This window comes from Mumia spirodelae (assembly GCF_050632745.1).
GTDB lineage: Bacteria > Actinomycetota > Actinomycetes > Propionibacteriales > Nocardioidaceae > Mumia.
In genome coordinates this window covers 939,387-961,415 of the sequence record NZ_JBODSD010000002.1, presented here as the reverse complement: position 1 = coordinate 961,415, position 22,029 = coordinate 939,387, and the positions used below count along the sequence as shown (strand labels likewise).

The window sequence follows — 22,029 nt, the reverse complement described above, 5'->3', positions numbered from 1 at the left end:
GGCACGGATCAGACGACCGCCTGGGCGACCGTGCTAGTCGACCCGCGTCCAGTCGTGCGCCGTCCACACGATCACGCCGTCGCACCCTGGGAAGGGCCAGTCGCTGAGCTGGAGCCGCTTGCCGTCCAGGGCCCAGGTCACCGCGAAGGGCTCGGTGGTGCCGGTCTCCAGCAGCTCGAGCGTGTCGCGGTAGGCGCGATACGTCCCTGTCCAGCCGACGGCCTTCTTCTGCGGTTCCCCCGCCGGGAACTCCGACTGCACGACCCGCTCTCCGTCGACGTGGAGCTCCAGGGTCACGCCGTCGGGCGGGACGCTGCCGAGCGGGGCGTCGGGCGGATAGTCGGGACCACAGTGCTTCTCGACATCGGCGGGCGTGACCGTGCCCTGGTACGTCCCGTTCGGAACTGCTCCGGCCGGGTCCGTGTCGTCGTCGCAGCTCGCGACGTCGGGGCCGGCCCCGGTGGTCTCCTTCAGCGCCTCGATCCGCTCGAGGTATCCCGCGGTGGTCTCGTCCTCTCGCAACGTGGTGTAGACCGGTTCCAGCCGCTCTGCGAGGGCGGCCAGGCCGGCCTCGCCGCTTGCGGCGACCGTGAGGTCGGTGTCGCAGACCAGCTCGGCACTCTCCTGGTCGGCCTTGGCGGAGCCGACGAGAGCGTCGGTCGCGGCGAGTCTGCTGGCCTCGCGGAGCGCCTCGAGCTCGCTCGCGTCGAGGCGATCGGCGACCGCCGCGCCGGCGACGATCACCAGCGGGCGAGGCCAGAGGTTGAGATCTCCCGTCACCGCCGCCGCGTCGTCCTGGTAGCCGTTCCCGGTGATCGAGTCCAGCTGCTGCTCGTAGGCGTCGAGCCCGTCGAGGCTGGCACTCGTCGGGACCGCGCGCGCCGTCGCGCCCAGCGTCCGGAAGGTGACCTCGGCGAGAGCGGAGTCCTGCAAACCCACGACCTTGCCGGAGAAGTCCTGGGGGCGGACGTACGCGCCGTCGATCCCGAGGAGCTTGCGCATCGGCCCGGGGAGGACACCGATCCCGGTGAGGTCGATCTCCTGAACACCGGACAGCATCTCTTCGGGGATGCCGTCCTCGAACACGGCGCGCTGAAGGTCGTGGCTGTCGACCAGCAACGGAGCGAGCAACGCCTGGAAGCTCGTCACACCGACCCGGTCGAAGACGCGCGCACCGACCCACGCAAGATCGACGTCGCCGGCCTGGACGTCCTCCAGCGTTCCGGCCTCGTACTCGACCTCACCCACCCGCCAGCCGTTCTCGAAGGCGATCTTGACGGTCCCGTCGGTGAGACGGTCGACCTGGTCGGCCCAGGCCTGCAGCTGCGGGGGCGGGTCCCCGTCGTTCGGCTGTGCGAACGTCAGCGTCGTGACGTCATCGCCCGCGCTCCCTCCGGCGCGGTCCACGGCGCCGCTGCACGCCGACAGCGCTGTCAGCGCCAGCAGCGCAGCGGCGGCGTACGTGAGTCTCAGGCAGCTCATCTCCATGCCTCCTCGCTCGTGCACAACCGACGCTACGAACGAGCCTGCCCCGTGACATCCGGCCTGTCCCGGAAGTTGTGTCCGTGCAGGCACGGTGCCGCTCAGCCCGGTCGTGGTGCACGCTGAACCTGTGCACGCACCGGTCGGCCTGCTCGGTGTCGGGCTCGCGCTCGGTGTCGCCACGTGGGTGGCAGGCGAGCGAAGCCCGCAGTTCTCGCTGGCCGCATCCGCGCCAGAAGGATCAGTGGTCCTGATCGTCACGGCCTGGTTGTGCGTGCTCGCCGCGGCAGCGCACCTGTCGTGGGGGAGCGGTCGCCGGAGCGCCGCGGCTCTGCTGGGCGTGACGGGGCTCGCGTGGCTCGCTCCCGCGTGGGAGACCCCCGATGCCCCGTCCGTCGCTTTCGGGGCAGCGCTCCTGCTCCGGCACGCCGCACCTGCACTGCTTGTCCACGCCGCGCTGGCCTGGCCGACCGGCCGGTTGGAGCGGCCCGCCAGTCGGGTCGTGGTGGCGATCGGGTACGTCGTGTGCGTCGTGGGCGCCGGACTGGCACCGGCGCTGCTGCTCGATCCCGAAGCGCTCGGATGCACGGACTGCGCGACCAACCCGTGGTCGGTGGTGCCGCAGGCGGACGCTGCGACGCTCGCCGCCGTGGAGGACGCCAGCGGGATCGCCGTCGCCGGTTGGCTGGTCGTCGCGGTCGTCGCGCTCGTCCTGGCGCGACGGTCCGACGGGGACCGAGCCGCCGACTCAGCCGTCCGCGCCCCCACCGTCGTCTTCCTCGTGACCGTCATGGCGGGAGAGGTCGCCGCCGTCCTGGGTCTTCCGCGGCTCGATCCGGTCGCGGCCACGCTGTGGCTCACCGCGAGTCTCGCCCTCGCCGCGTGCGCCGTAGGCGCGTTGTGGGAGCTCGCGATGCTCCGCCGCGCGCGTCGGTCCGTCCACCGGATCGTGCTCGGCCTCAGCGGCGACAACCGGCCGGGTCGGCTCCGCGACGTCTTCGCGGCGCGCCTCGGCGACCCGAGCGTGGAGCTCCTCTACGTGCTGAACGACGGCTCGCACGTCGACCGCGAGGGGTGGCCCGTGGCCCCGGGCGAGGACCGGACGCTGGCCCCCGTCCTCATCGACGGTGCGCCGCTCGCCGTCGTCGTCCACGCACCACGTGCGCCTGCGGCTCCCGAGGTGCTGGCTTCGCTGACTCGGCAGACTCGGCTCGGCCTCGAGCACGAGGCCCTCACGGCTCGGGCGCTGGCTGAGGAGCGAACGCTCCGCCGATCGGGAGTCCGGCTGCTTGCCGCGCGTGACGCAGAGCGGCGCCGGCTCGAGCGCGACCTCCACGACGGAGCGCAGCAGCGGCTCGTCGGCATCGCGCTCGGCCTGCAGCTCCTCGCACGCAGCTGTACTGATCGCGCCGTCACACAGGCCAGGCACGAGCTTGCCCTGCTCGTCGCCGAGATCCGGGCGACGGCCCAAGGTCTGGCACCGCCGGTCCTCGTCGACGCCGGCGTCTCGGCGGCCGTCCGGTCCCTGGCCGAGACCCGCGCGCTCGTCGTCGGCCGCACGACGGACGATCGGCTGGATCCGGTCGTGGAGACGACGCTGTACCAGCTGGTCGAGCAGGCGACGCGTCGAAGCGCGGGGCGCGTCGACATCGCCGTGGCCGACAGCGACGTCCGCGCCTGCGTCCGTGTGGACGGCGGAGCACCCGACCTGGCGGAGGTCGCTGACCGGGTGGTCACGCTGGGCGGCCTGATGAGCACCCGCAGCGACGGCGAGGCGACGCGGTTCGAGGTCACGCTCCCGCTCCCCGGCCCGGCCGACTCGCCAGGCCCGGGCTGTCGGCTGGGGTGACGCCGTCGGCGGCCCATCCCGTACGCTCGTGCCCACACCACCCTGCTGCGGATCCAGGAACCCGGTGCGACTCCGGGGCGGTTCCGCCACTGTGACGCCGACGCGCGACGTCGGCACAGCCAGACACTGACCGCGGCAGGTCCGACCCGACGGGGCGAGAACCCCGAGGAGGAGCCCCCGTGCCGCGCATCGTCCTGCTGTCCACGTCCGACACCGACCTGCTGTCCGCACGGGCCTCCGGCGCCGACTACGCGTACGCGAACCCGACCCGGCACAGCTATCCGCTGCCCCTCGACGACGCGGACCTCGTGGTGATCCGGTTCCTCGGGTCGCCGGCAGAGCTCGACGAGTGGTTCGCCCCGTACCGCGACAGCGAGCTGCCGCTCGTCGTCCTCGGCGGAGAGCAGCAGCCGAGCGCCGAGCTGATGGAGCTCTCGACGGTCCCGATCGGCACCGCGGCGGAGGCGCACCGCTACCTGGCCGAAGGCGGCCCGGCGAACCTCGCCCAGCTGCACGCCTTCCTGTCGGACACCGTCCTGCTGACGGGGGAGGGGTTCGAGGCACCGGTGGCGGTGCCGGAGTGGGGGTACGCGGAGCGGGGTCTCGATACGCCCTCCGCTAGCGCTCCGGGCTACTCGACCACCGAGGGGGCTCCGGGCTACTCGACCACCGAGGGGGCTCCGGGCTACTCGACCACCGGGGCGTCGCGCATCGGCGTGCTCTTCTACCGCGCCCACGAGGCCAGCGGCAACAGCGGCTTCGCCCACGCGCTCGCCGACGCGATCGACGCGACCGGGGAGGCCGTCGGGGTCCCGATCTTCAGCAGCTCCCTGCGCTCGGCGCCCGACAGCCTGTACGAGGCGCTCGGCACGCTCGACGCGCTGATCGTCACCGTCCTCGCCGCCGGCGGCACCAAGCCCGGCACCGCGAGCGCGGGGGGTGACGACGAGGCGTGGGACGTGGCCCGCATGTCCGCCCTGGACATCCCCATCCTCCAGGGCCTGTGCCTGACGTCCAGCCGCGAGGAGTGGGAGGCCAACGACGACGGCGTGACGCCGCTCGACTCCGCCAACCAGATCGCGATCCCGGAGTTCGACGGCCGGATCATCACCGTGCCGTTCTCGTTCAAGGAGATCGACCGCGACGGCCTGCCTCGCTACGTCGCCGACCCCGAGCGCGCCGCCCGCGTCGCCGGGATCGCCGTCGCGCACGCGCGCCTGCGGCGTACCGACAACGCTGACAAGCGCATCGCCCTCATGCTCTCGGCGTACCCGACCAAGCACAGCCGCGTCGGCAACGCCGTCGGCCTCGACACCCCTGTCTCCACGATCCGGCTGCTGCGCCGGATGCGGGAGGCGGGGTACGACCTGGGCGCGCCGGGTGCCATCCCAGGCCTGGGCGAACCCGACGGTGGTCCGACGGACGCTGATCCGACTGACGACGCCGAGGCCGGCAACGCGCTCATCCACGCCCTCATCGCGGCGGGTGGTCAGGACGAGGAGTGGCTCACCGAGGCGCAGCTGACGGAGAGCCACGTACGCATCCCCGCGGCGCAGTACGCGGCGTGGTTCGCCTCGCTCGATCCCGTGCTGCGGGCGGGAGTCGAGCAGGCATGGGGCCCTGCCCCCGGCTCGCTCTTCGTCAACGACCAGGACGAGATCGTGCTCGCCACGTTGCAGGCCGGCAACGTCGTGCTGCTCATCCAGCCGCCGCGCGGGTTCGGGGAGAACCCGGTCGCGATCTACCACGACCCCGACCTCGCGCCGTCGCACCACTACCTCGCGGCGTACCGCTGGCTCGAGCAGGGCTTCGGCGCGCACGCCGTCGTCCACCTCGGCAAGCACGGGTCGATGGAGTGGCTGCCGGGCAAGAACGCGGCGCTGTCGGCGTCGTGCGGCAGCGACGCCGCGATCGGCAGCATGCCGCTGGTCTACCCGTTCCTCGTCAACGACCCCGGCGAGGGCGCGCAGGCGAAGCGGCGCGCGCACGCGACGATCGTCGACCACCTGATCCCGCCGATGGCGCGCGCGGAGACGTACGGCGACATCGCGCGGCTCGAGCAGCTCCTCGACGAGCACGCCAACATCGCCGCGATGGACCCGTCGAAGCTCCCGGCGATCCGTGCCGAGATCTGGACGCTCATGCACGCCGCGGAGATGCATCGCGACCTCGGGCTCGACGACCGGCCCGACGACGAGGAGTTCGACGACTTCCTCCTGCACGTCGACGGGTGGTTGTGCGAGATCAAGGACGTGCAGATCCGTGACGGGCTGCACGTGCTCGGACAGGCGCCGGAGGGGCAGGTCCGGGTCGACCTGGTGCTCGCGATCCTGCGGGCGAGCCAGGTGTGGGGCGGAGAGGCGGCGTCGGTACCGGGCCTGCGGGCGGCGCTGGGGCTGAAGGACGGCGCGGACACGACGACCACCGACGAGGTCGAGCAGCAGGCACGTGCGCTGGTCGAGGCGATGGAGGCGGCCGGCTGGGACCCGCGCGCCGCTGGTCGAGTGGCCACCCCCTCCGCGGGTCTCGACACGCCCTCCGCCAGCGCTCCGGGCAGCTCGACCAGCGAGTCGAGGGACGACGTCGTCCGCGTCCTCGAGTTCGCGGCCACGCAGGTCGTCCCGCGCCTCGCCCGTACCACGGACGAGCTCGACGCGGTCCTGCACGCGCTCGACGGTGGCTACGTCCCCGCGGGGCCGTCCGGCTCCCCGCTGCGGGGGCTCGTCAACGTGCTCCCGACCGGGCGCAACTTCTACACCGTGGACCCGAAGGCCGTCCCGAGCAGGCTCGCGTACGACACGGGGCTGGCGATGGCGGAGTCGCTCGTGCAGCGCTACCTCGAGGAGACCGGAACCTACCCGGAGTCGGTCGGTCTGTCGGTGTGGGGCACGTCGGCGATGCGCACCAGCGGCGACGACGTCGCGGAGGTCCTCGCGCTGCTCGGCGTACGCCCGGAGTGGGACGAGGCGTCGCGCCGCGTCAGTGCCCTGGCCGTCGTCCCTCTCGAGGAGCTCGGCCGTCCGCGGATCGACGTGACGGTGCGCATCTCGGGCTTCTTCCGCGACGCGTTCCCGCACGTGGTCGCGATGCTCGACGACGCCGTACGGATGGTGGCCGCGCTCGACGAGCCGCACGACCGCAACTTCGTCCGGGCGCACGCGCAGGCAGACCTCGCCGAGCACGGCGACGAGCGGCGGGCCACGACGCGCATCTTCGGCAGCAAGCCCGGGTCGTACGGCGCCGGGATCCTCCAGGTCGTCGAGTCGGGGACGTGGCGCGACGACAGCGACCTCGCCGAGGTCTACACCGCGTGGGGCGGCTTCGCGTACGGGCGAGGCCTCGACGGCGCCCCTGCGGCCGACGACATGCGGACGAGCTACCGGAGGATCAAGGTCGCGGCGAAGAACGTCGACACCCGCGAGCACGACATCGCCGACTCCGACGACTACTTCCAGTACCACGGCGGCATGATCGCCACCGTGCGTGCGCTGACCGGCGCCGACCCCAAGGCATACGTCGGCGACTCCACGACGCCGGACGCGGTCCGTACGCGCACGCTGCAGGAGGAGACGAACCGCGTCTTCCGCTCCCGCGTGGTCAACCCTCGCTGGATCCAGGCGATGCAGCGGCACGGCTACAAGGGGGCCTTCGAGCTCGCCGCGACCGTCGACTACCTGTTCGGGTTCGACGCGACGACCGGCGTGGTGCACGACTGGATGTACGACCGGCTCGCGAAGGAGTACGTGCTCGACGCGCAGAACCAGGAGTTCATGCGCACGGCGAACCCGTGGGCCCTGCGCGGCATCGTCGAGCGCCTGCACGAGGCCGTCGACCGGGGTCTGTGGGAGGAGCCGGACGCGGCGGTGCTCGACGCGATGCGCGAGGTCTACCTGGAGGTCGAGGGCGACCTGGAGGACGACGGCGCATGAGGCGCGTCGTCCTCATCGGCATCGGCCCCGGCGACCCTGACCAGGTGACGGTCGAGGCGGTCCGGGCGATGAACGCCGTGGACTACTTCGTCGTCTCCAGCAAGCGCAGCGTCGTCTCCAGCAAGCGCAGCGTCGTGTCCAGCAAGGGCCGCGAGGCCGCCGACCCGCTCGTCGCCGCCCGCGAGGCGATCCTCGCCCGACACGTCGACGGCGAGCCGCGCCTGGTCGTCGTCGAGGACCCCGAGCGCGACCGCACGTCCCGGAGCACGGCGACGCCGGAGGGGTACGAGGCCGCCGTCGCGAGCTGGCACGACGCCCGCGCGCAGGCGTACGCGCAGGTGCTGGGCGAGAACCCGGGCGACGTCGGCTTCCTCGTCTGGGGCGACCCCGCGTTCTACGACTCCCTCGTACGGATCCTGCGGCGGGTCGCGGAGACCGAGCCGCTGACCCTCGAGGTGGTCCCGGGCATCTCGAGCCTCCAGCTGCTCGCGGCGCGGCACGCCGTGGTGCTCCACGAGGTCGGGCAGCCGATCCACGTGACCACGGGGCGCCGGCTCCAGGAGGCGGTCGCGCAGGGGCAGGACAACCTCGTCGTCATGCTCAACCGCTCGCTCGACGACCTGCGCGACCTCGACGGCGACGGGTGGCGGATCTGGTGGGGCGCTAACCTCGGCACGGCGCACGAGTCGCTGGTCGCCGGCCGGCTCGGAGAGGTGCTGCCGGCGGTCGAGGCCGCGCGCGCCGCGACGAAGGCCCAGGCCGGCTGGGTCATGGACGTCTACCTGCTCCGCCGCGGGTGACGGGCGCGGCCCTCAGCCCGATCGAGTCGGGGATGCCGATGACCGTGTCGAGGAACGCGCCTTCGACGAACGTGCTGCCCTCGATCTCCGGCCCGAGCCCGGTGAAGAACGCGACGGCCGACGTGAGGTCGGCCACCGTGCCGCCGGCGGGCGCGCGCAGCATGTGTCATGGCAGCCGTCATCGCCGCGCCACCGATGAGTTCGCGGCGGATGCCCGGTCGATCCCCGAGAATGAGTCACCGCACGCGAGCGAGGAGCGCCGATGTCTCTGACACGGGTCCACAACCTGTCCATCTCCCTCGACGGGTTCGCCACCGGGGAGCCCCAGTCGGCCGAGGCTCCGTTCGGCCACGCGGGGGAGCGCCTGCACGAGTGGATGTTCCAGACCGCGTTCTGGGACGCGGGCGGGACGGTCGGCGTCGACAACGCGTTCGCGGAGCGCCACAGCGTGGGCTTCGGCGCCGAGATCATGGGCTCGAACAAGTTCGGCCCGCCCGGGTGGCAGGACGATCCGGACTGGAAGGGCTGGTGGGGCCCCAATCCGCCGTTCCACACCCCGACGTTCGTGCTCACGCACCGCCCGCGACCTCCGATGGAGATGGAGGGCGGCACCACCTTCTTCTTCCTCGACGCCACCCCGCACGAGGCGCTGGCGACGGCCCGGGAGGCGGCCTCCGGCCTCGACGTCCGGCTCGGCGGCGGCCCGACCGTCGTCCGCGACTTCGTCGCTGCCGGGCTCGTCGACCACATGCACCTCGTCCAGGTGCCGATCCTGCTGGGACGAGGGGTCCGCCTGTGGGACGGGCTCGAGGGCATCGAGGACCGGTACGCCGTCGAGGCCGTCTCGTCGCCGAGCGGCGTCACGCACCTGACGTTCACCCGGAAGGGATAGCGCCTGCTACGGTCGACCTGCCAGTCGTACCCAGCGATGGGTCAGGGAACCCGGTGAGACTCCGGGACTGACGCGCAGCGGTGAGGGTGACGGGCGGAGCACGACGCCACTGGACGGGAGTCCGGGAAGGCGCTCCGTACCGGACGATCCCGAGTCCGAAGACCTGCTGGCCCTCCCGGCGACCGCCGTGAGGTCACACGCAGGGCTTCGCGCACGAGCCCCCGACCTCGAAGGACCTGGTGACCGATGCGTCCCGTTGTGCCCGCCCTCGTCTGCACGACCCTCCTGCTCGCCGGCTGCGGCTCCGACCCCGCCGACGACGCCGCGGCATCGGCCGCGGCCGTCGCCGACGGCTACCCGCTCACGATCGACAACTGCGGCCGCGAGGTCGTGGTCGAGGCACCGCCGCAGCGCGCGGTGTCGCTGAACCAGGGGTCCACGGAGATCCTGCTGTCGCTCGGCCTCGCCGACCGGATGGTCGGGACCGCGACGTGGACCGACCCCGTCCGCGCGAACCTTGCCGCCGCCAACGCCACGGTGGCGCGCCTCGCCGACCAGGCTCCGTCGTTCGAGCGGGTGCTGGAGACGGAGCCGGACCTGGTGACCGCGTCGTTCGAGTCGACCCTCGGGGAGGGTGGGGTGACGACGCGTGACGAGCTCGAGAAGCTCGGCGTGCCGTCGTACCTGTCGCCTGCCGAGTGCGAGAAGGACAACGACGGGGACGACGACGGGGCGAGGGCGGAGCCGCTCGCGATCGAGACGGTGTACGCCGAGGTGACCGATCTCGCACGCGTCTTCGGCGTCCCGGAGAAGGGTGAGGAGCTCGTCGCGGAGCTGCGGACCTCCCTCGCCGAGTCCCGCGCCCTCGTCGACGCGCGCGGTGTCACCGCGATGTTCTGGTTCGCGAACGCCGAGTCGCCGTACCTCGCCGGCTGCTGCGGTGCCCCCGGCATCATCAGCGCCGCGCTGGCGCTCGAGAACGTCTTCGACGACACCCGGGCCGAGTGGCCGCAGGTGAACTGGGAGACGGTCGCCGACCGCGACCCCGACGTCCTCGTGCTCGGCGACCTCACGCGCAAGAGCCAGACGGCGGAGACGGCCGCCGCCAAGATCGCGTTCCTCGAGTCCCACCCGGTGACGCGGGAGATGAGCGCGGTGAAGCACCGGCGCTACATCGCCGTGTCCGGCGCGGAGATGAACCCGTCGATCCGCACGGTCGACGGGGTGCGCAACGTCGCGGAGGGGTTGCGCGAGCTCGGCCTCGGCCGATGAGGCGTCCCGGCGCGGCAGCTCGGACGACCGTCGCGACCCGGCGCCCGCGCGTACGGCCCTCGCGGGCGTGGGTGCTCGGGCTCGCGTCGGCGGTGGTCCTGCTCGTGTCGGTCGCCGTCGCGGTGACGATCGGGCCGTCGGACCTGACCGCTCGTGACGTCGCCTCCGTGGTGGTCGCGAAGATCACCGGCGGAGACTCCGGCCTCACGGGGATCCAGGACGGCATCGTCTGGGACCTCCGGCTGCCGCGCACGGTGCTGGCCGCGCTCTGCGGCGCCGGGCTGGCGGTGTGCGGGGTCGTGCTCCAGTCGCTGCTGCGCAACCCGCTGGCCGACCCGTTCGTGCTGGGCATCTCGTCCGGGGCCTCGACCGGGGCGGTGGCGATCGTCGTGCTCGGTGTCGGGGCGGGCTCGGTCGGCCTCGCGACCGGCGCGTTCGCCGGCGCGCTGGTCGCGTTCGGCCTCGTTCTCGTGCTCGCCACCGCGGCCGGTGGGACGACCGACCGTGTGGTCCTCGCGGGCGTCGCCGCCACGCAGCTGTTCTCGGCGCTGACGTCGTTCATCGTGTTCACGGCCGCCGACGCCGAGCAGACCCGGGGAGTGCTGTTCTGGCTGCTCGGCTCGCTGGCGAGCGCGACCTGGACGGATGTGGCGGCGTGTGCCGTCGTGGTCCTCGTGGGGCTGGTCGCGTGCCTGGTGTCGGCGTCGTCGCTGGACGCGTTCACCTTCGGCTCCGACGCGGCCGCCAGCCTCGGTGTCGGGGTCGGGCGTACGCGGCTGCTGCTGCTCGCCGTGACCGCGCTGATGACGGCGGTGATCGTGAGCACGTCGGGAGCGATCGGGTTCGTCGGTCTCGTGCTGCCCCACGTCGCCCGCGCGCTGGTCGGGGTCCGCCACCGGCTCGTGCTGCCGATCAGCGCGCTGGTCGGAGCGGTGTTCCTCGTCTGGGTCGACACGGCGGCGCGGACCGTGCTCGACCCGCAGGAGCTGCCGGTCGGTGTCGCGACCGCGTTGATCGGGGTGCCGGGGTTCGTCCTCGTGATGCTGAGGCGGAGGGCGGCCCGATGACGCTGCGCGCCCAGGACGTGTCGTGGGCGACCGGGGGCCGGCTGATCGTCGACGACGTCAGCCTGCGTCCCGCAGCGGGGTCGACCGTCGGGCTCCTCGGCCCGAACGGGTCGGGCAAGTCGACCTTGCTACGCCTGCTCGCGGGCGTACGGGGACCCAGCGCCGGCGTCGTGACGCTCGACGACGAACCGTTGTCGGCCTGGTCGCGACGCGCTCTCGCCCGCCGTGTCGGGGTGGTGGAGCAGGAGGTGGCGACCGACACCGATCCGTTGGTGCGGGACGTGATCGACCTGGGGCGGATCCCGCACCGTCGTCCCTGGGCACCCAGGACCGCAGGCGACGACGCGGTCGTCCGGCGGGCCGCGAGGGCCACCGGGCTGCTCGACCGGCTGGACCGTGCGTACGCCTCGCTCTCGGGCGGCGAGCGTCAGCGCGTGCAGATCGCCCGCGCCCTCGCGCAGGAGCCGACCGAGCTGCTGCTCGACGAGCCGACGAACCACCTCGACGTCCGCCACCAGCTCGAGCTGCTCGCGCTGGTGCGCGACGCACCGGTGACGACGGTGGTGGCGCTGCACGACCTCAACCTCGCGGCCGCCTTCTGCGACACGGTCGTCGTGCTGGCGGAGGGCCGCGTCGTGGCCGCCGGCCCGCCGGTCGACGTGCTGACCGCCGGTCTGATCGCCGAGGTCTACGGCGTGGACGCGGAGGTGGTCACCGACGAGCACGGGACGCACGTCCGATATCGGGGCGCAGCGCCCCGACCGGGGGTCGTAAGGTCGAACGCATGACCTCTCGGATCCCGACCCCGCTCGACAACCTCGCGGAGGAGTGGCTCGACGAGCTCCTCGACCTCAACCCCGAGCTCCACGTCGAGCTCGGCCGTCCCGGCCGCGAGGGCGACTACACCGACTTCTCGCCCGAGGGAGCCCAGACCCGCGTCGAGGCGGTACGCCGGGTGCTGGCGAAGGCGCGTGACGCGAAGGCGGCCGACGCGACCGACGAGGTCACGCGCGACGAGCTGATCCGCACCCTCGAGCTCGAGGTGGAGCGTCACGAGGCCGGTGAGTGGCAGCGCGACCTCAACGTCATCGCGTCCCCCGCCCAGGAGATCCGCGAGATCTTCGACCTGATGCCGACCGACACGGAGGCCGACTGGGATCACGTCGCGAAGCGCCTGGCCCGGGTCCCGGACGCGGTCGACGGCTACGTCGCGTCGCTGCGCGCGGGCATCGCCGCCGGCAACGTCCCGGCCGTTCGACAGGCCGGCGAGGTCGCGGGACAGGCGCGCTCGCACGCCGCGCCCGACGGCTTCTTCGCCCGGCTGGTCTCCTCCCCGGCGGCGCCGGAGTCGCTGCGGGCCGACCTCGACCGCGGCGCGCGCGCGGCGGCCGAGGCGTACGCGGGGCTGGCCGCCTTCCTCACCGACGAGCTGGCCCCGGTGGCCCCGACCGACGACGCGGCCGGACGGGAGCGCTACGCGCTGGCGTCGCGCGGCTTCATCGGAGTCGAGGTCGACCTCGACGAGACCTACCAGTGGGGCGTGCAGGAGCTCGCCCGGATGGTCTCCGAGCAGGAGGCGATCGCCGACAAGATCCTGCCGGGTGCCAGCGTCCGCGAGGTCGTGGCGCACCTCGAGGCGGACGAGGCGCGCCGGCTGAAGGGGACCGACGCGCTGCAGGCGTGGATGCAGGAGACGAGCGACCGCGCCGTCGCCGACCTCGGCGCGACGCACTTCGACATCCCCGAGGAGCTGCGCCGCCTGGAGTGCATGATCGCGCCGACGCACGACGGCGGCATCTACTACACCGGACCGACCGAGGACTTCTCCCGCCCGGGCCGGATGTGGTGGTCGGTGCCCGACGGCGTCACGGAGTTCGACACCTGGCGCGAGCTCACGACCGTCTACCACGAGGGCGTCCCCGGTCACCACCTCCAGGTCGGGCTCGCGACGTACAACAGCGCCCAGCTCAACGGCTGGCGCCGCCTCTCCTGGAACTCGGGTCACGGCGAGGGCTGGGCCCTCTACGCCGAGCGGCTGATGGCGGACCTCGGCTACCTCGACGACCCGGCCGACCGGCTCGGCATGCTCGACGGCCAGCGCATGCGGGCCGCGCGCGTCGTGGTCGACCTCGGGGTCCACCTCGGTCTCCCGAAGCCTGACGGCAGCGGGCCGTGGACCGGCGACGACGCGCTGCCGTTCATGCTCGAGCACGTCAACATGGACGTCGCGTTCATCAAGTTCGAGGTCGACCGCTACCTCGGCTGGCCCGGCCAGGCCCCGTCGTACAAGGTCGGTCAGCGGCTCTGGGAGCAGCTGCGCGACGCCTGGGTGGCGCGCTACGGCGGTTGGGGCACGGCGGACCTGAAGGAGTTCCACTCGCGGGCGCTGGCGATGGGCAGCGTCGGGCTCGGGACGATGCGCCGCGCGATGCTGGGCGAGTAGCCCGTAAGGGGGTCGTCTCGCGCGCCCGAGTGGCTAGGGTGCCCTCGTGATCACCTTGCGCCCTCCCGCCTCCGACGACCGGGACGCCATCCTCAGCCTGCTGCGCGCCGGGCTCGTCCGCGACGCGGGTGACGACGCCGACGGGCTCGCGCACCTCCTCTGGGGCAGCGAGGACGATCCGGGCCTCGCCGTCGTGGCCGAGCAGGACCGGGAGGTGGTCGGGGCAGCGTTCGGGAGCACGGCCGAGCGCGACGGTGAGCTCCGGGCGTACGTGAAGGTGGTCGTCGTCGCCGAGAGCCACCGGCGTCACGGGTGGGGGAGCCGGCTCCTGACGGCGCTCGAGGCTGCAGCGGTCGGGGCGGGCGCGCGGACCATCCAGGCCGGGGGCAGCGCGCCCGCGTACTGGTGGCCGGGTGTCGACACCCGCGACAGCGCCGCGCTCGCGTTCTTCGCGTCCTGCGGGTACGCCTCGTCCGACGTGCCGCTCGCGACCAACCTCGACGTCGACCTCGTCGCCCACCGCGAGCTCGTCCTCGCACCGACGCCGGCTGAGGTGCCGATGCACCGGCTGACGCGAGCGGAGTGGCCCGCCTTCGAGGCGTGGATGAGCGAGACCTGGGGCGCGACGTGGGCCGCCGAGGCGGGCGCGGCGCTGACCAGAGACCCGGTCAGCTGCTTCGTCGCGGTCGAGGACGGCACCTACCTCGGCTTCGCGGCGTACGACACCAACCGGGCGGGCTGGTTCGGGCCGATGGGCTCGTCCCCGGCCGCGCGCGGCCGCGGTGTCGGGTCGGCGCTCCTGCGGGCGTGCCTGTCCGACTACGTCGAGGCCGGCCGTACGGCGTGCGAGATCGCGTGGATCGGCCCGGTCGACTTCTACGCGCGGACCGTCGGCGCCGAGCCGGGCCGGACGTTCGTCGCTCTGCGCAAGCCGCTGGACGCGGAGGCGTCAGCGTAGTCCCGCGAGGCTTCCGGACAGCCGCGCGAAGACCTCGGAGTCGACGGAGACCCCTCCGTCGCGCAGCGCGAGCACCGCGGCGCCGGCCGTGCCCTCGTCGACGAGGACGGTGGGGCCGGTACGCCCCTGCGCGCGCCACGCCTCCGCGACGGTGCTCGCCACCTGCTCCTGCCGGAGGAGGACGCTGCCGCCCAGGACGAGTGGACCGTCGACCTCGGGATCGACGGCGGCGGAGATCGTCGCCGCCAGCGCCGCGGTCGCCGCGTCCACGATCTGCCGCGCCGTGGGGTCGTCGGGGAACGTGAACGCGAACGGCGCGAACCGGGCCATGCGGACGGGGCGCATCGCGTACAGGTCGTCGACGAGCCGGTGCAGCACCGGGGGCCGGGGTGCCTCCGTGCCGGTGCTGCGGTCCACGACATCGTCCAGACCGAGCGAGGCGAGCACGGCAGCGGTCATCGGCGTGGCGGCGCCGCGGCCGTCGATGTCGGCGACGACGGCCCGGATCACCGCGTGCCCGATCGAGAACCCCGAGCCGGCGTCGCCGAGCAGCCAGCCCATGCCGTCCACGACGTGCTCCGTCTGGCCGCCGCGGACGCGGATCGCGGCGGCGCCCGTCCCCGCCACCAGCGCGTAGCCGTCGAGGGCGAACGTCCCCGCGCAGAACATCGCGAGGAGGTCGGAGCGCAGCGCGAAGCCGGTGTCCACCCCGCAGCGCCCGAGCGCCTCCGCGATGGCGCGGTTGCGGGGGTCGTCCGCGGGGAGGTGGGTCGCCGCTCCGGCCATCGCGATCGTGGTCGAGCCGATCCTGGACGGATCCACCTCCGCGGAGGCCAGCGCGTCGCCGACGGCCGTCCCGAGGGACTCCGCGGCGACCTCGATCCCGGACGAGAGGGGGTTGCCGCCACCCGCGCGGCCGTACCCCGTCGCCCTACCGGTCTCGTCGAGGACGACGGCACGCGTGGACGTACCGCCGGCGTCGACCGCAAGCACGAGAGACATCGTTATCGATCCGATACCGCATGTGACATTGACCACAGCACCATGACGGGAATAGTTTTCAACGAATTTCCAAGCTTGTGAGATGGATTTTCAGAGCGAGGGTTCATGGAAGCACGGATCGATGCCGACAGGGTGGCGCCGAGCGCGCTCGGCGTCGCCGAGCGGATCCAGGCTAGACGCCCGCAGATGTCGAGCGCCATGGCCAAGATCGCCGCGCTCCTGCTCGAGCAGCCGACCGCGCCCCTGGAGCTCTCGATCACCGAGCTCGCCGCGCGCGCCGGCACCTCGCCCGCCACCGTCACGCGCTTCTGCCGGCTGATCGGCTACTCCGGCTACGTCCCCCTCCGCGTCGGTGTCGCCGCCGACGTCGGCCGCGGGGACGTCCAGGCCTCCTGGCACACCGACATCGGGCGCGCGTTCGACCCCGAGGACTCCTCCCGCGACGTCCTGCACTCGCTGCTCCACGCGCACACCCGGTCCGTCCAGGCGACCGCCAGCTCCGTCGACCTGGAGCAGGTCGACCGCATCGCGACGGCGATCGCCGGCTGCGCTCACCTCGACATCTACGGGATCGGCGGCAGCGGGTTCATGGCCGACGAGATGCAGTCGCGCCTCTACCGGATCGGGATCAACGCGCACGCCTGGTCGGAGGTCCACGCGGGCCTCGCGAGCGCGTCCATCCAGGACAAGCACAGCGTGGCGATCGGCATCTCCAACACCGGCCGCACGCGCGAGACGATCCAGATGCTCGCGCAGGCCAACTCCTCCGGCGCCTACACGGTCGCCCTCACCAACAGCCCGGACTCGCCGCTCGCCGTCGTGGCGCGCGAGCACGTCGTCGCCGCTGCCCCGGAGGAGTACCTCCAGCCGGACGACCTGTCCGCGAAGCACTCCCAGCTGTTCCTCCTCGACCTGCTCTACCTCCTCGTCGCCCAGCGGGACTTCTCCCGCACGACCACCAAGCTCGCGGCGTCGGCGATGGCGGTCCTGCCGCACCGCCGGTCCGCACGGTCCCGGCCGCGCCCGGTCGAGACCGCCGCCGTCGCCGCCTCACGCTCCACCGACGCTCCAGGAAACGAGTCGCATGTCTGACACCACCACGCAGTTCCTGCGCGAGACCACCACCCGCCTCGAGCAGCTCTCCCGGCTCGCCGAGGAGGGCGGCCTCGACGAGGCGATCGACCTGATCGCGTCGTCGCTGCGCGCCGGCGGCATCGTCCAGGCCTTCGGCACCGGCCACTCCCAGGCCTTCGCGATGGAGATCGCGGGGCGCGCCGGGGGACTCATCCCGACCAACAACATCGCCCTGCGCGACGTCACCCTCTTCGGCAGCCAGGACGTCTCGATCCTGTCCGACCCCAAGCTCGAGCGCGATCCCGCGATCGTCGACGAGCTGTGGGACATCACCGCGGCAGGCCCCGACGACGTCTTCGTGATCGCCTCGAACTCCGGCGTCAACGGCTCCATCGTCGGCATGGCGCTGCGGGCGAAGGAGAACGGCAACCCCGTGGTCGCGGTGACCAGCATCGACCACACGTCGCGGGTGACGCCGAAGCACCCGAGCGGCAAGCGGCTCAGCGAGGTCGCGGACGTCGTGATCGACAACCTGGCCCCGTACGGCGACACGACCCTCACGCTCGACGGCGACGAGGCCGCGGGCATCGGGGTCGGGGCCGTGTCGTCGCTGACGGCAGCGTTCGTCGCCCAGCTCCTCACGATCGGCGTCGCCGAGCGGCTGGCGGCCGACGGCACGGTCGCGCCGATCTACCTCTCCGCCAACATCCCCGGCGGAGACGACCACAACCACCGGCTCGAGGACCAGTACGGCGGACGCATCCGCCGCCACGCCTGACACCACACCTCCACACGGAAGGCACCCTGATGAGTATCGAGAAGAAGATGGTCGACCGGCGGACGTTGCTGCGCGGAGCGCTCGCTGCTGCAGCGGTCGTCCCGTTCAGCAGTGCGCTGGCGGCCTGCGCCGGGAGCAGCAGCGACAACGACGACGACAACAACAGCTCCGGCGGGACCAAGAGCGAGGACAACCCGTTCGGCATGGCCGACAAGTCGACCACGGACGCCGTGATCTTCGACGGCGGCTACGGCACCGACTACGTCGCGTTCGCGGCGACCCTGATGCAGAAGAACCACCCTGGTTCGACGGTCAAGGTCTCTCCGACGACGGAGATCTCCCAGGAGCTCCAGCCGCGGTTCGTCGCGGGCGACCCGCCCGACCTGATCGACAACTCGGGCGAGAACTCGATCGGCTTCAGCACGATCCTCGACCAGGTGGAGGACCTCTCCGACGTCCTCGACGCCAACAACCTCGAGGGGACCAAGATCCGCGACACCCTCTTCGGTGGCGTCGAGGCGCCGGGCACCTTCGACGGCAAGCTCGCCGCGCTGAACTACGTGATGACGGTGTACGCGGTCTGGTACTCGGCGAGCCTGTTCGAGCAGAACGGGTGGACCCCGCCGAAGACCTGGGACGAGGCGATCGACCTCGGTGCCAAGGCGAAGGCCAAGGGCAAGTACCTCTTCCTCTGGGGCAAGGAAGCCGCGACGTACTACCAGACCCTCGCGATCGGCTCGGCGATCAAGCAGGGCGGTGACGAGGTCCGGCTCGCGCTCGAGAACCTCGAGGCCGACTGCTGGTCGAAGCCTGCGGTCCAGGCCGTGTTCGAGGCCATGGGCAAGATCGTCGCCGAGGGCTACGTCAAGCCCGGCGGCTCGGGCACGCAGTTCACCGCGGCCCAGGCGCAGTGGAGCAACAACCAGGACGCGCTGCTCTACCCGTCGGGGTCCTGGATCGAGAACGAGATGAAGGACCAGACGAAGCCGGACTTCCAGATGACCGGCTTCCCGGAGATGATCGTCGACGACAGCTCGGCGATGCCGTACGAGGCGCTCCACAGCGCGGCCGGCGAGCCGTTCATGATCCCGTCGCAGGGCAAGAACGTGCCCGGCGGCAAGGAGCTGCTGCGGACGATGCTCTCGAAGGAGGCGGCGACCAACTTCGCGAAGACCAAGCTGGCTCCGACCATCGTCAAGGACACCGTCCCCGCCGACGGCTTCGGCTCGACGGCACTGGTGTCCCAGAGCGACATGCTCACCGCCGCCGGCTCGGACGTCTTCACCTGGTCGTTCGTGGATCTCTACGGCACCAACGTCGACCAGCTCGTCGTCTGGAACAGCTTCCTCGCCGGCAAGTCGAGCGTGAAGGAGCTGACTGAGCGCCTGCAGGAGATCACCGACAAGGTCCGTGAAGACGACTCGATCAAGAAGATCCCCGTCACGTGATTGAGTCCCCTCTCGTCCCCACCACGGACACCGAGAAGCCGCGCAAGAAGTCGCGGCGGCCCTGGACGTTCGACCGCATCAGCTTCGTGCTGGTGTTCCTGGTCCTGCCGTTGGCGCTCTTCTTGGTGTTCGTGGTGTGGCCGTTCATCCAGGCGTTCTGGTACTCGCTCACCGACTGGTCGGGGTTCACCCCCGACATGAACTTCGTCGGGCTGGAGAACTACCAGAAGCTGCTCGACGACAACATCTTCATGACGTCGTTGCGCAACAACATCTACCTGGCGATCGTCGTGCCGTTCGTGACCGTCGTGCTGGCCTTCGCGCTGGCCACGATGATCACGGTCGGCGGCTCCTCGTACGGGGCGACGCGGGGCCTGAAGGGGTCGAGCTTCTACCGCGTGATCTCGTTCTTCCCGTACACGATCCCGGCGATCGTCATCGGCCTCATCTGGGCGCAGATGTTCGACCCGTCGAACGGGCTGATCAACGGCGTGCTCACCGGGATCGGGCTCGACGGGTTCGAGTCGTTCCCGTGGCTCGGTGACACCCGCACGGCGATGCCGGTGTCGATGTTCGTCATCATCTGGGGCTTCGTCGGCTTCTACATGGTGCTGTTCGTGGCGGCGATCAAGAGCGTGCCCGGCGAGCTGTACGACGCGGCGCGGATCGACGGCGCGGGCCGGCTCCGTACCGCGTTCTCCGTGACGCTGCCGCTGATCCGCGACAACGTCCAGACGGCGTACATCTACCTGGGCATCCTCGCGCTCGACGCGTTCGTCTACATGGCCGCCCTCAACCCGGGCGGCGGCCCTGAGAACTCGACCCTGGTGATGCCGCAGCGCCTGCTCGTCACCGCGTTCGAGAAGGGCCAGTTCGGACTCGCCAGCGCGATGGGTGTCGTCATGGCGATCGCGACGCTCGTCTTCGCCGCGATCGTCTTCACCGTCAACCGCCTGCTGGGCGGCCGGCAGGAAGGGGTGCGCCGATGAGCGCCGACACCGACACGTCGCAGAGGGTCGCGAAGGAGACCACCCCGCCGTCCGGCGGGACGACGCCCAAACGCGTGGGAGGGCGGTCGGGCGACCGAGGGGTGTCGTCGGTCGCGCACGTCATCCTCGGGATCTGGGCCGCGCTCGTCATCATCCCGCTGCTGTGGACGCTGCTGTCGTCGTTCAAGACCAGCAGCGAGATCTTCTCCTCGCCGTTCTCGCTCCCCGCGCAGTGGAGCTTCGACAACTACGTGTCGGCGTGGACGTCGGAGGGCATCGGCCGCTACTTCGTCAACACCATCGTGGTCGTCGGGACAGCGCTGGTGCTGGTCATGCTGCTGGGGTCGATGTGCGCCTACGTCCTCGCGCGCTTCTCGTTCCCGGGCAACCGGCTGATCTACTACCTGATGCTGATCGGCCTGACGTTCCCGATCTTCCTGGCGATCGTCCCGCTGTTCTTCGTGCTGAAGGGGTTCGGGATCCTCAACACGCTCCCGGGCCTGATCATCACGTACGTGGCGTTCGCGCTGCCGTTCACCGTCTTCTTCCTCTACCCGTTCTTCCGGGTGCTCCCGCAGGAGATCTCGGAGGCGGCGGAGATCGACGGTGCGGGCGAGTGGCGGAAGTTCTTCCAGGTGATGCTGCCGATGGCGCGGCCTGGGATCGCGTCGGTGGCGATCTTCAACTTCCTCGGCCTCTGGAACCAGTTCCTGCTGCCCGTCGCCCTCAACACCAAGCGCGACAACTACGTGCTGTCGCAGGGGATGGCGGCGTTCGCGTCGCGGGCCGGCTACAACACCGACTACGGCCGGCTGTTCGCGGCGGTCGTGATCACGATCGTGCCGGTGCTCGTCGTCTACATCATCTTCCAGCGCCAGCTGCAAGGGTCGGTGTCGCAGAGCGCCGGGAAGTAGAAGCGCGCGGTTTCGGGGACAACGCGGCTCACGGGCCCGTACGATGCGGCAGCCCGACCCCGAGGAGCCCCCGCGTGAACACGCTCGCCCCCGACCGCCTTCTGCCCGCACGGGTACGCCGCCGGGTCACCGCCGCCTACGTCAGCGCCGCGCTGTGCCTGGTCGCGGTCGGCGGAGTCCTGGCCCTGGCGGCGTACGGCATGCTCTGGCAGCCGGCGCGGGCGCCGGCCGGCCCGCTGGCGGCGACAGGTCGCTGAGGAGCAGGTGAAGTGAACGAGTCCCTCCCGGGCCCGCTGCGGTTCCGTGTCGTCGCAGGCGTGGTCGTCGCGGCCGTGATGGCCCTGATCGCGGTCACCTGGAGCGCCGTCGCGGTGCACCACAGCGTGTGGATGCAGGCACAGGCCGAGCGCGCAGCGGCCCACGGTCCTGACGTGAAGGCGACCTATCTCGGGGCTGACGACGGTTCAGACGGGTTCGGCGTCGTCATCTCGTTCGCCGACGACGAGCACGTGCGCCTCGCCGACGGGAAGGTCGTGTCCCTCTTCCACCCGGAGTTCCCTGCTGACGAGGTCTTTCCCGACCTCGGGGAGACGGTCGAGGTCGCCCTCCTCCCGGGAGGCGAGCGCGCGGTTCTCGTCGAGGAGGCGTCGCGAGCGGACGAGGCACTCTGGCAGCTCGTCGTCGACTGGATGCTCCGCATACCCAAGGCGGTGCTCTTCTTCGCCTTCGTCCTCGGCACCGCCTACGCCGTGGTGCGGCTCGTGCTCGGCTTCTCGCCGCTCGCGCTGCCGTCGTTGCTCCGCCGTCGGGAGGGCCGGGACGCGGTGCTCGTCGACTACACGCGCGCGGAGCGGGAGAGCCAGATCGTCGTCACGGCGGCGGTGGGCGACGACGCGTACCGGTGGTCGGTGCGGGTCGCCTCCGATGCGCCGCCCCGCCTCGACGACGTCCTGCGGGTCGTCGGTCACGTCCGCGACGGAGGCTGGGTGGTCGCCTGGACGGAGGAGGCGCGCCTGCTGCCCACGGGGCCGCTGCGCGCGACGGACGCCGAGGTCGTATGCCCGTAGTCCGCCGCACTCAGCGTCGGTACGGACATCTCAGCGACGACGGTCTGCGTCGCTGAGCATGTCGG

At 71.8% G+C, this 22,029-nt stretch carries 19 protein-coding genes and 2 riboswitches; of the genes, 16 read left to right on the top strand and 3 right to left on the bottom strand.

Features of this window, described 5'->3' with window-relative positions:
• Positions 1-33: 33 nt before the first annotated feature.
• Positions 34-1,482: a TRAP transporter substrate-binding protein gene (locus tag ACQSSQ_RS13985; protein WP_431327684.1), complete on the bottom strand. Its 1,449-nt coding sequence runs from the start codon at positions 1,480-1,482 to the stop codon at positions 34-36.
• A gap of 130 nt (positions 1,483-1,612) precedes the next feature.
• Here ACQSSQ_RS13985 and ACQSSQ_RS13980 point away from each other — a divergent pair, with 130 nt between their 5' ends.
• The 3 genes from ACQSSQ_RS13980 to cobF all read left to right on the top strand — a co-directional run bounded on the left by ACQSSQ_RS13980 (position 1,613) and on the right by cobF (position 8,060).
• Positions 1,613-3,331, top strand: coding sequence for a histidine kinase (locus ACQSSQ_RS13980; RefSeq protein WP_431327683.1), 1,719 nt, complete (start codon positions 1,613-1,615; stop codon positions 3,329-3,331).
• 31 nt (positions 3,332-3,362) lie between these two features.
• A riboswitch (cobalamin riboswitch) is annotated at positions 3,363-3,480 on the top strand.
• A 30-nt stretch (positions 3,481-3,510) separates the two neighbouring features.
• The gene (cobN, locus tag ACQSSQ_RS13975; protein WP_431327682.1) at positions 3,511-7,260 is read left to right on the top strand and encodes a cobaltochelatase subunit CobN; all 3,750 of its coding nucleotides are present in this window, start codon (positions 3,511-3,513) and stop codon (positions 7,258-7,260) included.
• Entirely contained in the window at positions 7,257-8,060 is an 804-nt protein-coding gene (gene cobF / locus ACQSSQ_RS13970; RefSeq protein ID WP_431327681.1) for a precorrin-6A synthase (deacetylating), read from the top strand. The genes cobN and cobF overlap by 4 nt, the downstream gene beginning before the upstream one ends.
• On the opposite strand, the gene ACQSSQ_RS13965 is transcribed toward cobF, so the two are convergent.
• Positions 8,029-8,223: a VOC family protein gene (locus tag ACQSSQ_RS13965; RefSeq protein WP_431327680.1), complete on the bottom strand. Its 195-nt coding sequence runs from the start codon at positions 8,221-8,223 to the stop codon at positions 8,029-8,031. The two genes, cobF and ACQSSQ_RS13965, sit on opposite strands and share 32 nt — an antisense overlap.
• A gap of 99 nt (positions 8,224-8,322) precedes the next feature.
• Between ACQSSQ_RS13965 and ACQSSQ_RS13960 the strand changes: the two genes are divergently transcribed.
• From ACQSSQ_RS13960 to ACQSSQ_RS13935, 6 genes are all read left to right on the top strand, one after another.
• Positions 8,323-8,952, top strand: a complete 630-nt coding sequence (locus ACQSSQ_RS13960; protein ID WP_431327679.1) for a dihydrofolate reductase family protein — start codon at positions 8,323-8,325, stop codon at positions 8,950-8,952.
• A 4-nt stretch (positions 8,953-8,956) separates the two neighbouring features.
• A riboswitch (cobalamin riboswitch) is annotated at positions 8,957-9,137 on the top strand.
• Positions 9,138-9,198: 61 nt separating this feature from the next.
• Positions 9,199-10,224 (top strand): ABC transporter substrate-binding protein, encoded by a 1,026-nt coding sequence (locus ACQSSQ_RS13955; protein WP_431327678.1) that lies wholly within the window; start codon positions 9,199-9,201, stop codon positions 10,222-10,224.
• On the top strand, positions 10,221-11,291 hold the full coding sequence (locus tag ACQSSQ_RS13950; protein WP_431327677.1) for a FecCD family ABC transporter permease: 1,071 nt from the start codon (positions 10,221-10,223) through the stop codon (positions 11,289-11,291). Before ACQSSQ_RS13955 ends, ACQSSQ_RS13950 begins: the two co-directional genes overlap by 4 nt.
• The gene (locus tag ACQSSQ_RS13945; protein WP_431327676.1) at positions 11,288-12,079 is read left to right on the top strand and encodes an ABC transporter ATP-binding protein; all 792 of its coding nucleotides are present in this window, start codon (positions 11,288-11,290) and stop codon (positions 12,077-12,079) included. The genes ACQSSQ_RS13950 and ACQSSQ_RS13945 overlap by 4 nt, the downstream gene beginning before the upstream one ends.
• Positions 12,076-13,734 carry a DUF885 domain-containing protein gene (locus ACQSSQ_RS13940; protein WP_431327675.1) on the top strand — a complete coding sequence of 553 codons (1,659 nt, stop codon included), beginning with the start codon at positions 12,076-12,078 and terminating at the stop codon, positions 13,732-13,734. Before ACQSSQ_RS13945 ends, ACQSSQ_RS13940 begins: the two co-directional genes overlap by 4 nt.
• Before the next feature lie 46 nt (positions 13,735-13,780).
• Positions 13,781-14,692, top strand: coding sequence for a GNAT family N-acetyltransferase (locus ACQSSQ_RS13935; RefSeq protein ID WP_431327674.1), 912 nt, complete (start codon positions 13,781-13,783; stop codon positions 14,690-14,692).
• Here ACQSSQ_RS13935 and ACQSSQ_RS13930 read toward each other — a convergent pair.
• Positions 14,684-15,694 carry an N-acetylglucosamine kinase gene (locus tag ACQSSQ_RS13930; protein WP_431327673.1) on the bottom strand — a complete coding sequence of 337 codons (1,011 nt, stop codon included), beginning with the start codon at positions 15,692-15,694 and terminating at the stop codon, positions 14,684-14,686. The two genes, ACQSSQ_RS13935 and ACQSSQ_RS13930, sit on opposite strands and share 9 nt — an antisense overlap.
• A gap of 105 nt (positions 15,695-15,799) precedes the next feature.
• Between ACQSSQ_RS13930 and ACQSSQ_RS13925 the strand changes: the two genes are divergently transcribed.
• The 7 genes from ACQSSQ_RS13925 to ACQSSQ_RS13895 all read left to right on the top strand — a co-directional run bounded on the left by ACQSSQ_RS13925 (position 15,800) and on the right by ACQSSQ_RS13895 (position 21,964).
• On the top strand, positions 15,800-16,786 hold the full coding sequence (locus ACQSSQ_RS13925; protein WP_431327672.1) for a MurR/RpiR family transcriptional regulator: 987 nt from the start codon (positions 15,800-15,802) through the stop codon (positions 16,784-16,786).
• The gene (locus tag ACQSSQ_RS13920) at positions 16,779-17,546 is read left to right on the top strand and encodes a sugar isomerase domain-containing protein (protein ID WP_431327671.1); all 768 of its coding nucleotides are present in this window, start codon (positions 16,779-16,781) and stop codon (positions 17,544-17,546) included. Before ACQSSQ_RS13925 ends, ACQSSQ_RS13920 begins: the two co-directional genes overlap by 8 nt.
• A gap of 29 nt (positions 17,547-17,575) precedes the next feature.
• A complete protein-coding gene (ngcE, locus tag ACQSSQ_RS13915; RefSeq protein WP_431327670.1) occupies positions 17,576-18,994 on the top strand; it encodes an N-acetylglucosamine/diacetylchitobiose ABC transporter substrate-binding protein in 1,419 nt (472 codons plus the stop codon).
• Entirely contained in the window at positions 18,991-19,983 is a 993-nt protein-coding gene (locus ACQSSQ_RS13910) for a carbohydrate ABC transporter permease (protein ID WP_431327669.1), read from the top strand. Before ngcE ends, ACQSSQ_RS13910 begins: the two co-directional genes overlap by 4 nt.
• Positions 19,980-20,897 (top strand): carbohydrate ABC transporter permease, encoded by a 918-nt coding sequence (locus ACQSSQ_RS13905; RefSeq protein WP_431327668.1) that lies wholly within the window; start codon positions 19,980-19,982, stop codon positions 20,895-20,897. The genes ACQSSQ_RS13910 and ACQSSQ_RS13905 overlap by 4 nt, the downstream gene beginning before the upstream one ends.
• Before the next feature lie 74 nt (positions 20,898-20,971).
• Entirely contained in the window at positions 20,972-21,154 is a 183-nt protein-coding gene (locus tag ACQSSQ_RS13900) for a hypothetical protein (protein ID WP_431327667.1), read from the top strand.
• A 12-nt stretch (positions 21,155-21,166) separates the two neighbouring features.
• Positions 21,167-21,964 (top strand): hypothetical protein, encoded by a 798-nt coding sequence (locus ACQSSQ_RS13895; protein WP_431327666.1) that lies wholly within the window; start codon positions 21,167-21,169, stop codon positions 21,962-21,964.
• Positions 21,965-22,029: the final 65 nt, after the last annotated feature.

Coding starts and splice junctions, on each gene's coding strand:
- ACQSSQ_RS13950 (WP_431327677.1), top strand. CDS start 10,221: ATGAGGCGTCCCGGCGCGGCAGCTCGGACGACCGTCGCGACCCGGCGC.
- ACQSSQ_RS13985 (WP_431327684.1), bottom strand. CDS start 1,482: ATGAGCTGCCTGAGACTCACGTACGCCGCCGCTGCGCTGCTGGCGCTG.
- ACQSSQ_RS13965 (WP_431327680.1), bottom strand. CDS start 8,223: ATGCTGCGCGCGCCCGCCGGCGGCACGGTGGCCGACCTCACGTCGGCC.
- ACQSSQ_RS13925 (WP_431327672.1), top strand. CDS start 15,800: ATGGAAGCACGGATCGATGCCGACAGGGTGGCGCCGAGCGCGCTCGGC.
- cobF (WP_431327681.1), top strand. CDS start 7,257: ATGAGGCGCGTCGTCCTCATCGGCATCGGCCCCGGCGACCCTGACCAG.
- ACQSSQ_RS13960 (WP_431327679.1), top strand. CDS start 8,323: ATGTCTCTGACACGGGTCCACAACCTGTCCATCTCCCTCGACGGGTTC.
- ACQSSQ_RS13920 (WP_431327671.1), top strand. CDS start 16,779: ATGTCTGACACCACCACGCAGTTCCTGCGCGAGACCACCACCCGCCTC.
- ACQSSQ_RS13940 (WP_431327675.1), top strand. CDS start 12,076: ATGACCTCTCGGATCCCGACCCCGCTCGACAACCTCGCGGAGGAGTGG.
- ngcE (WP_431327670.1), top strand. CDS start 17,576: ATGAGTATCGAGAAGAAGATGGTCGACCGGCGGACGTTGCTGCGCGGA.
- ACQSSQ_RS13905 (WP_431327668.1), top strand. CDS start 19,980: ATGAGCGCCGACACCGACACGTCGCAGAGGGTCGCGAAGGAGACCACC.
- ACQSSQ_RS13955 (WP_431327678.1), top strand. CDS start 9,199: ATGCGTCCCGTTGTGCCCGCCCTCGTCTGCACGACCCTCCTGCTCGCC.
- ACQSSQ_RS13930 (WP_431327673.1), bottom strand. CDS start 15,694: ATGTCTCTCGTGCTTGCGGTCGACGCCGGCGGTACGTCCACGCGTGCC.
- ACQSSQ_RS13945 (WP_431327676.1), top strand. CDS start 11,288: ATGACGCTGCGCGCCCAGGACGTGTCGTGGGCGACCGGGGGCCGGCTG.